Genomic DNA, 12,964 nt, shown 5'->3' with positions numbered 1-12,964 from the left:
GTGCGGGTGCGTTGCCGGGGGCTCTGCCCCCGGACCCCCGCGCCTCAAACTCCCCCAGCTACCGCTGGGAGGTGCCCCCGGGCGAGGCTGGTTTTGGCCCCTCGGCGCCGACAAAGCGCGGCGGGGCAGGCCCGGCGCAGCGCCGACTGGGTCAGGCGCGGACCAGGGTGAGGACCTCGTCGCGGATCTTGGTCAGGGTGGCCTCGTCGCGGGCCTCTACGTTGAGGCGCAGGAGCGGCTCGGTGTTCGAGGGGCGGAGGTTGAACCACCAGTCGGCGGCCGAGACGGTGAGGCCGTCCAGCTCGTCGAAGGTCACGCCCTCCTGGGAGGCGTACGCGGCCTTGACGGCGGCCGTGCGGCCCGCCTGGTCGGCGACGGTGGAGTTGATCTCGCCGGAGCCGACGTAGCGGTCGTACTCGGCGACCAGGTCGGACAGGGTGCCCGGCTGGCCGCCCAGGGCCGCGAGGACGTGGAGCGCGGCGAGCATGCCCGTGTCCGCGTTCCAGAAGTCCTTGAAGTAGTAGTGCGCCGAGTGCTCGCCGCCGAAGATGGCGCCGGAGCTGGCCATCTCCGCCTTGATGAAGGAGTGGCCGACACGGGTGCGCACCGGGGTGCCGCCGTGCTCGCGGACGACCTCCGGGACGGACCAGGAGGTGATCAGGTTGTGGATGACGGTGCCCTTGCCGCCGTTGCGGGCCAGCTCGCGGGCCGCGACCAGGGCGGTGATGGCGGACGGGGAGACGCCCTGGCCGCGCTCGTCGACGACGAAGCAGCGGTCGGCGTCACCGTCGAAGGCGAGGCCGATGTCGGCGCCCTCGGCGATCACACGGGCCTGGAGGTCGACGATGTTCTTCGGGTCGAGGGGGTTGGCCTCGTGGTTCGGGAAGGTCCCGTCCAGCTCGAAGTACATGGGGACGAGGTCCAGCGGGAGGCCCTCGAAGACGGTGGGGACGGTGTGGCCGCCCATGCCGTTGCCCGCGTCGACGACGACCTTGAGGGGGCGGATCGAGGTGAGGTCGACCAGGCCCTTGAGGTGCTCGGCGTAGCCGGGGAGGCTGTCCAGCTCGGTGATGGTGCCCGGGACGGTGCCGGCGGGGATCGCGGGGGCGCCCTCGTCGGTCCACTTCTCGGCGAGCTCGCGGATGGTGGCGAGGCCGGTGTCCTGACCCACGGGGGCGGCGCCGGCCCGGCAGAGCTTGATGCCGTTGTACTGGGCCGGGTTGTGGGACGCCGTGAACATGGCGCCCGGCAGGTCCAGCTTGCCCGAGGCGTAGTACAGCTGGTCGGTGGAGCACAGCCCGATCAGGGTGACGTCCACGCCGCGGGCGGCCGCGCCGCGGGCGAAGGCGGCGGACAGGCCGGGCGAGGAGGGCCGCATGTCGTGGCCGATCACGATCGCCGACGCGCCGGTGACCTCGACGAACGCAGCACCGAACAGCTCGGCCAGGGGCTCGTCCCACTCGTCCGGTACGACGCCGCGGACGTCGTAAGCCTTGACGATGTTCGAAAGATCTGCGGCCACTGCCTGCCCTCCTGAAGGTTCTGTGCGGTGGAGCAAACCTACCCTGTACGGAGAGCGGCTTTTCAGACGATCCTGGTGTCAGGAGTCGGGCGAGCGCAGGACGCGCAGGTGTCCGCGACGGGTCTCGCCGGTCACCTGGGGGCCCGGCCGGCCGCCTCCCGCCTCGGCGGCGCGCTCCGGCGGACGGGCCGCCTCACGGACCGCGTTGGCGAGGGCTTCCAGGTCGTCACCGCTGGGGCGGGAGGGTCCGGAACCGTCCGAAAGGCGTACGACGTCCCAGCCGCGCGGGGCGGTCAGGCGCTCCGAGTGCTCGGCGCACAGGTCGTAGCAGTGGGGTTCGGCGTAGGTGGCGAGCGGGCCGAGAACTGCGGTCGAGTCGGCGTAGACGTACGTCAGTGTGGCGACGGCAGGGCGGCCGCACGCGGTGCGCGAACAGCGACGTACAAGGCTCACGACGTTGGACGGTACCGCACTCTTGACCGGGCCGCGACGACTCGCCCCCCGGCCGGCCCCCCGTGTCGCCTCCGCCGCCGGGTGCGGCGGGGGCCCGGCGGGGCCGCCCGGGGCCCGGTCTTGGCCGGATCGTTCGGGATGTGACACCGCCGCGACACCGGCTCGTGACCGGATCGAGGCCCTTCGCGCCGGTGGGGTGAGGGCTACCCTGCGGGGGTGACGGACAGTTCCCTTCCTCCCCGCCCCGCTCCTCCCGCCGACACCCCGCACGAGCCGAGGCCGCGGCGGCGCGACCGGCACGGCCGGGGGATGCGGGGGCCGCTGGCGCCGCCGCAGGTGCCGCTGTCGGCGAGCCGGGCGGAGCTGTTCGGCGACCTGGTACGGGATTCCGTGGAGCGGCTGGAGCGGCGCTGGGCGCAGCTCGCCGAGGTGGAGTTCGTGGTCGCGGACGTGCCGGGGCCGCCGGGCGGGCCGGACGGCGGGTGGAACGACGAGGCGGTGCCGCTGGGCGGGCTGGTGGAGGCCCGCGACGGGCGGCCGGCCCGGGTGGTGGTGTTCCGGCGGCCGGTGGAGATCCGGGCGAAGACGCGGGACGAGCGGGCGCTGCTGGTGCACGAGATCGTGGTCGAGCAGGTGGCGGAGCTGCTGGGGCTGTCGCCGGAGGCCGTGGACCCCCGGTACGGGCAGGACTGAGCCCCGTACCCCTGGCCCCCGGGCGGGACGTGACGGGCCGTCGTGCCCGGCCCGGGGCTAGCGGATCAGGATCGCCGGGTCCTGGACGGCCTTGGGGACCGAGACGGTGGAGCGGTCGTCGGCGAAGGTCTGGACGGTGAACATCGGGATGCCCTCGTGCGGCAGCGTCAGGGTGCGGGCCGCGTGGACGGGGCCGCCGGAGAGGGTCTCCAGGGTCAGGGCGTAGGCGCCCTTGCCGCCGGCGGGGGCGGGCGGCGGGGTCACCGTGAGGGTGGTGCCCGCCTTGACGGTGACCTCCTTGACGGCCGCTTCGCCGCCCTCGGTGCCCGCCGAGGCGGTGACGCGGACCTTGGCGTCGGAGCCGGTGGCGGTCAGGGCGAGCGCGGTGGCCTTGTCGTCGGTGCGGTTGTCCGTGACGGTGGCCCGCGCCCCGACCGGGGCGCTCGCGGGGATGAAGCCCAGTTCCTGCTTGGTGCCGGTGCCGCGCACCACCCGGAGGGCGGCGACGACCGGTACGGCCTTCTTCCGGTCGGCGGGGGTCAGCACGAGCGAGCCGGCCTCGCCGCGGGTGACGTCCTTGAGGTCCAGGGTCGCCGTCATGCCGGCCTTGAGGTGGACCTGTTCGCTGCCGGCCGGGCTGATGGAGCCGGTCGGGCCGGCGAGCTTCAGGCGGAGGTCGGCGTCGTCCTCGCCGGGGGCGAAGGCGATCAGCCGTACGGAGGTGGCGTCGGCGGGGATGCCGGGCAGGACGAGGGAGCCGGCGGGGCCGGTGGAGGCGGGCAGCCAGTCGGCGCCGACGCCGTCCTCGCCGATCTGGGCGGAGGCGCCGACGCGGCCCGAGCCGGTGGTCACGTGCGCGGTGACGTCGGCGAGCTGGGCGTCGGGGGCCAGGGAGGAGAGCAGCACCTTGGTGGTGGAGCGGGGGTCGACCGTGATGACGGTGTCGGCGGTGCCCGGCTTGCCCTTGATCAGCCCGTCCGGGCCGTACAGCTTGATGTCGACCTCGGCGACGGTGTCGTCGGGGTTGGTGAGGTGGACGTAGTCCTGGCGGCCCTTGGCGGTGCTGACGCCCGGGAACCAGAAGTCGGTGCCGGGCGCCGTGCAGGCCACGCCGAGCAGGCCGCGGGCCTGGCCGACGGCGACCTTGGTGGTCTGCTGGGCGGTCCAGCCGGGGGCGAGGACCCCGTCGGCGGCGCCCGTCAGCGCGGGGGCCTCCGCGCCTGAGGCGGTGGCCCCGACGGGCTTGCCGGGCTCCTTCGGTTCCAGGACCGCCTTGCCCTCCTTGGTCAGCAGCCGGGCCGTGCCCTTGCCGCCGCCCTTGCCGGGGGTGAGGGAGGTGTACGTGGTCTCGGCGATGTCGGAGGCGCTGGGCGACGGGCACACCAGCACGGACCGTTCCACCGGCATCCGGGCGGCGGCCGGCCCGCCGGCGCCGCCGGCCGGGGTGGCGGCGGGGGCGGTGAGGAAGGCCAGGCCGCAGACGGCGGCGAGCGTCGCCGTCACGGCCGCGAGCGTCAGGGGGGCGCGCTGCTTCACTGCTGGGGGCTCCCGTCCGGACGCGGGTCGTGCTGTCCGTAGGTGTCGTACCGCTGGTCGTACTCGTACGGGTGGGGCGGCTGCTGCTGTTGCTGCGGGAAGTGCTGCTGCTGGGGGTCGTACGGCTGCTGCGCGTCCGGGTAGGGCTGGGCGGGGGCCGGGTAGGAGGGCTGGGCGTACTGGCCTTCGTATCCGCCCTGGTAGGGCTGCTGCTGCTCGTAGCCGTGGGGGGCGTAGGGCTCCTGGTAGGTGTACGACTCCTCCCCGTAGACCTGCTGCGCCGGGATCTGCGCGTACGGGTCGGCGACGGCTTCGGCGGGGGCCGGTTCGGGCTCGGGCGCCGCGGGGGCGGCGAGCCTGCGGGCGCGGCGGCCCTGTCCGGACCCGGCCGCGGCGGACCCGGCGGGGGCGGGGGCCTCTTCCTCGGGCAGGTCGTCGTCGAGGCGGGCGCGGCGGCCGGGCAGGGCCATCACGAGCAGGACCAGGGCGAGGAGGCCCTGCGCCCAGTGCCAGGCGTCGCGGGCGAGGGAGTCGGTGTGGACGAGGTCGAGGCGGCCGCCGTCCTTGGGGAGGGCGAAGCCCTGGGCCCAGCCGTCGACGGTCTTCGGGGTGAGCGGCTTGCCGTCGAGGGTGGCCTTCCAGCCGGGGCCGGCCCGGTCGGCGACGCGCAGGGTGCGGCCTTCCTCGCCCGCCGGGATCTTGGCGTGGGCCTCGACGGGTCCGGCGTCGACGGCGATGGGGGCCTGGCCCTGCTTGCCGGGGACGATGGCGACGCGGGCGGGCAGCCGCTGGACCTCCCAGATGGAGGTGCCGTCGTCCTGGTGGCGCTGGCGCAGGCCGGGGGTGCCGTCGAGGACCTGCCGCATCGGGAGGGAGCCGCCGGGCGGGATCATCACGTAGCGGACGGCGAAGGCGCCGAGCTGCTCGGACTGGTCGGCGCCGGAGCCGGAGACGAGGCTGGAGACGGCCTTGGCGAGGCGGGGTTCGGAGCCTGCCTCGGCGAGGAGTTCGGCGTCGCCGAGGCGGACGCCGGAGCCGCGGACCAGGGTGTAGGAGACGGTGGCGGGCGAGTCGCCGCCGAGGACCAGGGTGCGGGTGCGGTTGCTGTCGTCGGACTGGGCGGCGACGAACGCCGGGACCTGGACGGGGTCGCGCCGCTTGAGGGGCCCGTCGGCGCCGGCGGCCGTCCAGGCGGCCGCGAGGAGCAGCGGGCCCACGGCGGCGGCGAGGGCGACGAGGGCGGCGAGCGGCTGGCGCCAGCCGAAGCTGCGGGCGGCGACGCGTTCCTTGGCGCCGTCCGCGCCGAGCACGGCGGCGGCGAGCAGCGCGAGCCCGTAGACGAGGGTGGCGGGTCCGGCCCAGCCGTCGTGGTTGAGCAGGACGGCGAGGAGCAGGGCGGTCAGGGCGGTGGCCCAGGCGGTGCGGATGGCGAACCGCCGGTCGGCGCGGAGCAGGGCGGCGAGCGCGGCGAGGACGGTGCCGGCGAGCAGCAGCGTGCCGCTGGTGCCGGGGCCGCCGGGGTCGGCGCCGAGCAGGCCGAGGGGGGTGGCGGAGCCGCTGCCGTAGGGCAGTCCGGCCTCGCGCAGGAAGCGGCCGGGGTGCGTGAGCAGGCCGAGCGACCAGGGCGCGAGGACGGTCAGGGGGACGGCGAGGGTGGCGAGCAGCCGGGGGGCGTACGTCTTCCAGCGCGCGCGGCGCGCGAGGAGCGCGCCGGCTCCGAGGACGGCGGCGAGCGGCCACACGACGGGGGTGAAGGCGGTGGTCAGGGTCAGCAGGAGGGTGTACGTCCACACGGCGCGCCAGGATCCGGTGGCCTCGTCACCGGTGAAGCCGAAGGCGGCGACGGCGGAGCGGGCCAGGAGCGGCAGGAACACGGCGAGGACGGCGGTGCCGAGGCGGCCTCCGGCGAGCGCGCCGGTGACGGCGGGCAGGAAGGCGTAGGCGACGGCGGCCCAGGCGCGCAGCAGCCGGGAGGCGACCAGCGGCCGGGAGGCGAAGTAGGCGGTGAGGCCGGCGAGCGGGACCGAGCAGACGAGGAGCAGCGTCAGGGCGGCCTGGGTGGAGCCGAGGAGGGGGGTGGCGAAGGCGGCGAGGACGGCGAGGTAGGGGGGTGCTCCGGCGGTGGTGCCGGTGCCGACGGGCTGCCAGTCGCCGGTGTAGCCGTGCCACAGGCCCAGGGCCCCGGCGGGGGCGGGGAGGAGGGCGCCGCCCATGAGGGTGCCGCCCATGAGGAGGGCGCGGCAGGCGGCGAGGGAGACCAGCAGGAGCAGGGCGAAGAGGACGGGGGCGGGCTTGCGGGCGATCCGCTTGAGCCGGCCGAACTGTTCGATCTCCAGGTAGTCGGCGTCGTCGCCGCCGGGTCCGGTTTCGACGGCTCCGCCGTGCCGTCCGGCGGGGACGGTGTCGGCGCCCTGGCCGGAGCCGAAGTATCCGGCGAGCTGTTCGGCGTTGGCGCGCAGGGTGGCGCCGGGCGGGGGGAAGAGGGGCCGCAGGTCGGCGGCGGGGACGGCGGGCCGGCGGCGGGCCGTGCGGGCGGCGAGGATCCTGCCGGGGCGCAGCAGGGTGGCGAGGAGGCCGGTGAGTTCGTCGACGGCCTGGCCCGGGGCCTTGCCGATGAGGTAGCCGAGGGTGCGCAGCACCGTGCCGACGACCAGGCGGAGCAGGACGTAGGGCAGGGCCCGGCCGGAGGAGTTGGCGAGCACCGTGTAGACGGCGCCGGCCTTGTCGACGCGGTGGGGGTCGACGGCGGAGCGGCCGGCGCAGTCGACGGTGCGGCGTTCGCGGGCGGCGGCCTCGGCGTGGCGCAGGACGGCGTCGGGGGCGACGAGGACGGTGTGGCCGGCGCTGTGGGCGCGCCAGCAGAGGTCGACGTCGTCGCGCATGAGGGGCAGGCGGCGGTCGAAGCCGCCGAGGGCCTCGTAGACGTCGCGTCGTACGAGCATGCCGGCGGTGGAGACGGACAGGACGGGGCGGACCTGGTCGTGCTGCCCCTGGTCCTGTTCGCGGCGGTCGAGGCCGGTCCAGCGGCGGCCGCTGCGGGCGATGGTGACGCCGGCTTCGAGGAGCTGCTTCCTGTCGTACCAGCCGCGCAGTTTGGGGCCGATGACGGCGGCGTCGGGGTTCTCGTCGGCGACGCGGAGCAGCTCGGTGAGGGCGTCGGGTTCGGGGGCGCTGTCGTCGTGGAGCAGCCAGAGCCACTGGACGGGGTCGCCGTGGGGGAGCTCGGGGAGGTCGTAGGCGTCGTCGCGCCAGGTGCGGCTGAGGGGGTCCCAGCCGCTGGGGCGCTTGAGGTACGGGAGTTCCTCGGGGGTCAGGACGCCCGCGGTGCGGACGGCCTCGTCGACGGCGGCGCCGAAGCCGGTGCGGCGGGCCAGGTGCAGGACCCGGTCGTCGCCGAAGGCTTCGGTGAGCAGGCGCGCGGAGTCGTCGGCGCTGCCGGTGTCGGCGGCGACGTGGCTCTGCGCGGGGCGTTCCTGGGCGAGGAGACCGGCGAGCGTCTGGGGCAGCCAGCGGGCTCCGTCGTGGGCGACGAGGACCGCGGTGACGACGTGCCGGGGGAACTCGGGAGTGGCGGCTGCCTGGTGGGAGGCCGTCGAGTTGCTGTGCAGGGACATCGCGGTACAGGCCCTCCGGCCGGGGATCCGGGGGTGTTGTGCCCTCGGAGGCTGCTGGACAGCGCCCCACCCTAACGGCTGGGAAGGGGCGGGTCCGCCTCGTGTGGGGAAGGCCGTGAACGCGACGGTCCGCCTCCTGCGGGGAAGGTGCGGGAGGCGGACCGTTTGCTCTGCTCACTGCCGGTGCTTCGGGCGTTCGGTATGGGGTGGGCGGTGGGGTAGGTGTCCGGGTGGCGGCGGTGCGGCCGGTTCAGACGGCTGCCTTTTTCAGCCGGCGGCGCTCGCGCTCGGACAGACCGCCCCAGATGCCGAATCGCTCGTCGTTGGCGAGGGCGTACTCAAGGCATTCGGAGCGGACTTCACAGGCCAGGCAGACCTTCTTGGCCTCGCGGGTGGAGCCGCCCTTCTCGGGAAAGAAGGACTCGGGGTCGGTCTGGGCGCACAGTGCGCGCTCCTGCCATCCGAGCTCCTCGTCCGCCTCCTCGACCAGCAGTTCCTGAAACAGCTCGGTCATGTGCGCCCCTCGCTCTGTCTGTGCGTCCCCGTGGTTGCCGTTACTGATCGCCAGGTAACGACACGAGTGAAATTACAAGTGCGTGGCTCCGGCGCAGTCAAGCCGAGATCTGCTATTGGGCGCCTTATTCACTCTGCGGAACCAAGCGTATGCAGAAAGTGTTCATATCGCCAAAAATCGTGACACATGGCATGGGTGTCACATCGTCACCGCCCTCCCCCTTTAGCTACGCGTCACTCTGCGGTGGGGTTGCGATTCGGCCGAAGATGCGGCGCGGATCACATTCCGGTTACGAGTGGGCCCGGCTGGTTTGAGGACGGTTCGGGCGGGACTGAGCGGCACATCCCCCGGCACGGACTGCACAAACCTTTCTCCGCGCACGGTAACCGGATGAGGTGAAACTTTTGCCTCAATCCGGACATTGGGTTGACAGTCCGCCCCTTTCCCCGTTCTCCTTGTACGCATGTCAGCGCCCGCAGCCGCCACCTGGACCCCCATTCGTGGGTTCCTGCGTGCTGCCCAGGTTCGCTGTTGCTGTTGCAGCTGTTGATGCCTCCGGAGCCCCGGCTCCGTCCGAGCACCGGCCACTCCCCCACAGCAACCGCCCCGCACGACTGACATCCGTCGAGGACACCCCCACGATGAACAGCGCTTCCGCAGCCGCATCCACCGCCACCGCCGCCAACGCCGTGATCGAGAGCGACCTCCAGATCGCCGGCGACATCCTCGCCGTCCAGCACCTCCTGCAGCCCGCCCGCGAACACCCGGCCACCGTCGCCGAGTTCGCCGGCCTCGCCCGCTCCATCGCCGAGGACCGCGCCGGCTGGGAGCACCTGGTCCAGTACGACGCCACCACCCGCTGGTACCACCGCCTGCGCACCGGCCCCGGCTACGAGGTCTGGCTGCTCAGCTGGGTCCCCGGCCAGGGCAGCGGCCACCACGGCCACGGCGCCTCCTCCGGCGTGCTGACCGTCCTGGACGGCGAGCTCACCGAGCACAGCGCCCGCGGCCCGCTCGCCCTCGGCCCCGGCTCGCAGCGCGTCTTCGCCCCCGGCTACGCCCACGAGGTCGTCAACGACACCCTCGACGGAGCCGTCAGCCTGCACGTGTACTTCCCCGGCCTGACCGAAATGCCCATGCACAGCTGCTCCCCGGCCCGCGAGGAGCGCGTACCGGCCTGACACACTGCGGTGCATGCGCATTGTTGTTCTGGCCGGCGGTATCGGCGGCGCCCGTTTCCTGCGCGGACTCATGTCCGCGGTCCCCGACGCGGACATCACGGTCATCGGCAACACCGGTGACGACATTCACCTGTTCGGGCTGAAGGTGTGCCCCGATCTGGACACGGTGATGTACACCCTCGGCGGTGGCATCAACGAGGACCAGGGCTGGGGCCGCACCGACGAGTCCTTCACCGTCAAGGAGGAACTCGCGGCCTACGGCGTCGGACCCACCTGGTTCGGCCTCGGCGACCGCGATTTCGCCACCCACATCGTCCGTACGCAGATGCTCGGCGCGGGCTACCCGCTCAGCGCCGTCACCGAAGCCCTCTGCGACCGCTGGCAGCCCGGCGTCCGGCTGCTGCCCATGTCCGACGACCGCGTCGAGACCCACGTCGCGATCACCGACCCCGAGTCCGGCGAGCGGCGCGTCGTCCACTTCCAGGAGTACTGGGTCCGGATGCGCGCGGCCGTCGACGCCGAGGCCGTCGTGCCCGTCGGCGCCGAGCAGGCCAAGCCCGCGCCGGGCGTCCTGGAGGCCATCGCCGCCGCCGACGTCATCCTCTTCCCGCCCTCGAACCCCGTCGTGTCGGTCGGCACCATCCTCGCCGTCCCCGGCATCCGCGAAGCCGTCGCCGCCGCCGACGCTCCCGTCGTCGGGCTCTCCCCGATCGTCGGGGGCGCGCCCGTGCGCGGCATGGCCGACAAGGTGCTGGCCGCCGTCGGCGTCGAGGCCACCGCGGCCGCCGTCGCCCTGCACTACGGGACCGGGCTGCTCGACGGCTGGCTCGTGGACACCGCCGACGCGGACGCCGTCGCGCCCGTGGAGGCAGCCGGCATCACCTGCCGGGCGGTGCCGCTGATGATGACCGACCTGGAGGCCACCGCCGCCATGGCCCGCGCCGCGCTGGAGCTCGCCGAGGCGTCCCGGTGACCGTTCCCTCGTACGAGGTGCGCGCCCTCGCCGGGATCCCCGAGGTCCGGCCCGGCGACGACCTGGCGGCGCTGATCGCCGCCGCCTCCCCCGGGCTGCTCGACGGGGACGTCCTGCTGGTCACCTCGAAGATCGTCTCCAAGGCGGAGGGCCGGATCGTCACGGCCGCCTCCCGAGAGGAGGCCATAGACGCCGAGACCGTACGGGTCGTCGCGCGCCGGGGCCCGCTGCGGATCGTGCAGGACCGGCGGGGCCTGGTGATGGCCGCCGCCGGGGTCGACGCCTCCAACACCGCGCCGGGCACCGTCCTGCTGCTGCCCGAGGACCCGGACGCCTCGGCGGCCCGGATCCGGGCGGGGCTGCGGGAGCTGCTGTCCGTGGACGTCGGCGTGATCGTCACCGACACCTTCGGGCGGCCCTGGCGCAGCGGGCTGACCGACGTGGCGATCGGCGCGGCCGGGGTGCGGGTCCTGGACGACCTGCGCGGCGGCACCGACGCGCACGGCAACCCCCTGAGCGCGACCGTCGTCGCCACCGCCGACGAGCTGGCCGCGGCCGGCGACCTCGTCAAGGGCAAGGCCACGGGGCTTCCGGTGGCCGTCGTGCGCGGGCTGGGACACGTACGCGGCGAAGGGTCGTCGGCCCGGGACCTGGTGCGGGACCCGGCCGACGACATGTTCCGCCTGGGCACCTCCGAGGCCGTACGGGAGGCCGTCACGCAGCGGCGTACCGTACGGGCCTTCACCGGCGAGCCGGTGGACCCGGGCGCGGTACGGCGGGCCGTGGCGGCCGCGGTGACGGCCCCGGCGCCGCACCACACGACGCCGTGGCGGTTCGTGCTGCTGGAGTCGGCGGCCGCGCGGCGGGAGCTGCTGGACGCGATGCGGGACGCGTGGATCGCCGACCTGCGCCGCGACGGCAAGTCCGAGGAGTCCATCGCGAAGCGGGTGCGGCGCGGGGACGTGCTGCGCGAGGCCCCGTACCTGGTGGTGCCCTGCATGGTCACCGACGGCGCGCACGACTACGGGCACGCGCGGCGGGACGCGGCCGAGCGGGAGATGTTCGTCGTCGCGATGGGCGCGGGCGTGCAGAACTTCCTGGTCGCGCTGGCCGGGGAGCGGCTCGGCTCGGCATGGGTGTCCTCGACGATGTTCTGCCGGGACGTGGTGCGCAAGGTGCTCGGGCTGCCGGAGGACTGGGACCCGATGGGGGCGGTCGCGGTGGGCCACGCGGCGGGCCCGCCGCGGGAACGGCCGGCGCGGACGGCGGAGGAGTTCGTGGAGGTCCGGTAGGTCCGGCGGGCCGGGTCTAGAGGCGGCCGATGTCGCCCCTGGGCATGCGGGGCGTGCGGCGGGGCGGGGTGTGCCCCGCCAGGAGGATCAGGCGGGCGGCGCGGTGGCGCTGGCCCGCGTACGGGGCGAGCAGCTCCAGCATCCGGTCGTCGTCGGCGTCCCGCTCGCCCGTGAGGGCGTAGCCGACGATGCCCGGCAGGTGGAGGTCGCCGGTGGTGACGGCGTCGGCGGCGCCGTTGCTGCGCTGGAGGGTCTCGGCGGAGGTCCACGGGCCGATGCCGGGAACGGCCTCCAGGCGCGCGGTGGCCTGCGGCAGCTCCATCGCGGCGGCCTCCTCCAGCCGGGCCGCGACCCGGGCGGCGCGGACGATGGTCCCCGACCGCTTCATGTCCACCCCCGCCTTGTGCCAGTCCCAGGAGGGGATCAGCGCCCAGGTGCGGGCGGACGGCATCACGTACAGCTCCTGCGGACCGGGGGCCCGCTCCCCGTACTGGCGCACGAGGCGGCGCCAGGCGCGGTAGGCCTCGTCGGTGGTGACCTTCTGCTCCAGGACGACCGGGATCAGCGATTCGAGGACCAGTCCGGTACGGGTGAGGCGCAGGCCGGGGCGGCGGCGGTGGCTGGCGTGCAGGAGCCGGTGGCGGGGGACGAAGGCGGCGGGGTCGTCGCCGGCGCCGAGCAGCGGGGGGAGCCGCGTCAGCGCCCAGTCGGCGCCCGGGCCCCAGGCCTCCGCGTCGATCGTGCCGTCGGCGGCGCGGGACACGCGGAGGGTGGCGGGGCCCTGGGGGGTGCGGGTGGCCCGCCAGACGGAGCCGTCGGGGGTGGTGCGGAAGGTGGGGTCGGCGGGGCCGCGGCGGAGGGGGCCGAGGGTGAGGCCCAGGTCGACGGGGCCGTCGGGGGTCCAGCGGCGGTGTTCCGCTCCGGGGGTGGCCGTTCCCGTGCCCCGGGGGACGTCGGTGCGGCCGCCGCGGACGGCGGTGCGGGTGAGGGGGTCGAAGCGGCCGGCCATGCCTTGAGCGTAGCCCGCCGCGTACGGGCGGGGCCCGCTGCGCGGTGGCTGCTCCCCGCCCCGCCCTTCGCCCGTTCCCCGGGCTGCCGCCCGGACCCGCTTCCTGGGGGGGGGGGGCGCCGCGCCCCCCCCCCCCCCCCAACCCGCCCGGGGGGGGGGGGGCCGGCGGGGGGGCGC

At 74.9% G+C, this 12,964-nt stretch carries 10 protein-coding genes; 4 read left to right on the top strand and 6 right to left on the bottom strand.

The genetic code is table 11. The annotated features are described in order from the left end of the window. Positions 1-151: 151 nt before the first annotated feature. Positions 152-1,522 carry a phosphomannomutase/phosphoglucomutase gene (locus tag ACFV0Q_RS28280; RefSeq protein WP_385009186.1) on the bottom strand — a complete coding sequence of 457 codons (1,371 nt, stop codon included), beginning with the start codon at positions 1,520-1,522 and terminating at the stop codon, positions 152-154. Between the two features lie 78 nt (positions 1,523-1,600). Next, positions 1,601-1,975, bottom strand: a complete 375-nt coding sequence (locus ACFV0Q_RS28275; protein ID WP_385009185.1) for a DUF3499 domain-containing protein — start codon at positions 1,973-1,975, stop codon at positions 1,601-1,603. 216 nt (positions 1,976-2,191) lie between these two features. On the opposite strand from ACFV0Q_RS28275, the gene ACFV0Q_RS28270 reads away from it, so the two are divergent. Beyond that, a complete protein-coding gene (locus tag ACFV0Q_RS28270) occupies positions 2,192-2,668 on the top strand; it encodes a metallopeptidase family protein (protein WP_385009184.1) in 477 nt (158 codons plus the stop codon). 57 nt (positions 2,669-2,725) lie between these two features. Here the strand turns inward: ACFV0Q_RS28270 and ACFV0Q_RS28265 are convergent, their stop codons facing one another. The 3 genes from ACFV0Q_RS28265 to ACFV0Q_RS28255 all read right to left on the bottom strand — a co-directional run bounded on the left by ACFV0Q_RS28265 (position 2,726) and on the right by ACFV0Q_RS28255 (position 8,332). Further along, a complete protein-coding gene (locus ACFV0Q_RS28265; RefSeq protein ID WP_385009183.1) occupies positions 2,726-4,204 on the bottom strand; it encodes a DUF5719 family protein in 1,479 nt (492 codons plus the stop codon). Next, positions 4,201-7,818 (bottom strand): glycosyltransferase, encoded by a 3,618-nt coding sequence (locus ACFV0Q_RS28260; RefSeq protein ID WP_385009182.1) that lies wholly within the window; start codon positions 7,816-7,818, stop codon positions 4,201-4,203. The genes ACFV0Q_RS28265 and ACFV0Q_RS28260 overlap by 4 nt, the downstream gene beginning before the upstream one ends. Positions 7,819-8,068: 250 nt before the next feature. Then, the gene (locus tag ACFV0Q_RS28255; protein WP_003983763.1) at positions 8,069-8,332 is read right to left on the bottom strand and encodes a WhiB family transcriptional regulator; all 264 of its coding nucleotides are present in this window, start codon (positions 8,330-8,332) and stop codon (positions 8,069-8,071) included. A 641-nt stretch (positions 8,333-8,973) separates the two neighbouring features. Here ACFV0Q_RS28255 and ACFV0Q_RS28250 point away from each other — a divergent pair. From ACFV0Q_RS28250 to ACFV0Q_RS28240, 3 genes are read left to right on the top strand one after another with little or no spacing between them, the layout of a single operon-like run. Then, positions 8,974-9,513 carry a cysteine dioxygenase gene (locus tag ACFV0Q_RS28250; RefSeq protein ID WP_385009181.1) on the top strand — a complete coding sequence of 180 codons (540 nt, stop codon included), beginning with the start codon at positions 8,974-8,976 and terminating at the stop codon, positions 9,511-9,513. A gap of 13 nt (positions 9,514-9,526) precedes the next feature. After that, positions 9,527-10,486 (top strand): 2-phospho-L-lactate transferase, encoded by a 960-nt coding sequence (gene cofD, locus ACFV0Q_RS28245; RefSeq protein WP_385009180.1) that lies wholly within the window; start codon positions 9,527-9,529, stop codon positions 10,484-10,486. Then, the gene (locus tag ACFV0Q_RS28240; RefSeq protein ID WP_385009179.1) at positions 10,483-11,778 is read left to right on the top strand and encodes a coenzyme F420-0:L-glutamate ligase; all 1,296 of its coding nucleotides are present in this window, start codon (positions 10,483-10,485) and stop codon (positions 11,776-11,778) included. The genes cofD and ACFV0Q_RS28240 overlap by 4 nt, the downstream gene beginning before the upstream one ends. A 16-nt stretch (positions 11,779-11,794) precedes the next feature. On the opposite strand, the gene ACFV0Q_RS28235 is transcribed toward ACFV0Q_RS28240, so the two are convergent. Then, positions 11,795-12,787 carry a DNA-3-methyladenine glycosylase family protein gene (locus ACFV0Q_RS28235; RefSeq protein WP_385009178.1) on the bottom strand — a complete coding sequence of 331 codons (993 nt, stop codon included), beginning with the start codon at positions 12,785-12,787 and terminating at the stop codon, positions 11,795-11,797. Positions 12,788-12,964 lie beyond the last annotated feature (177 nt).

The sequence above is a fragment of the Streptomyces sp. NPDC059564 genome, assembly GCF_042735575.1.
Lineage (GTDB): Bacteria > Actinomycetota > Actinomycetes > Streptomycetales > Streptomycetaceae > Streptomyces.
The sequence above is the reverse complement of the archived record's forward strand: the minus strand, read 5'-3'. Positions and strand labels throughout refer to the sequence as shown.

Coding starts and splice junctions, on each gene's coding strand:
- ACFV0Q_RS28255 (WP_003983763.1), bottom strand. CDS start 8,332: ATGACCGAGCTGTTTCAGGAACTGCTGGTCGAGGAGGCGGACGAGGAG.
- ACFV0Q_RS28235 (WP_385009178.1), bottom strand. CDS start 12,787: ATGGCCGGCCGCTTCGACCCCCTCACCCGCACCGCCGTCCGCGGCGGC.
- ACFV0Q_RS28260 (WP_385009182.1), bottom strand. CDS start 7,818: ATGTCCCTGCACAGCAACTCGACGGCCTCCCACCAGGCAGCCGCCACT.
- ACFV0Q_RS28250 (WP_385009181.1), top strand. CDS start 8,974: ATGAACAGCGCTTCCGCAGCCGCATCCACCGCCACCGCCGCCAACGCC.
- cofD (WP_385009180.1), top strand. CDS start 9,527: ATGCGCATTGTTGTTCTGGCCGGCGGTATCGGCGGCGCCCGTTTCCTG.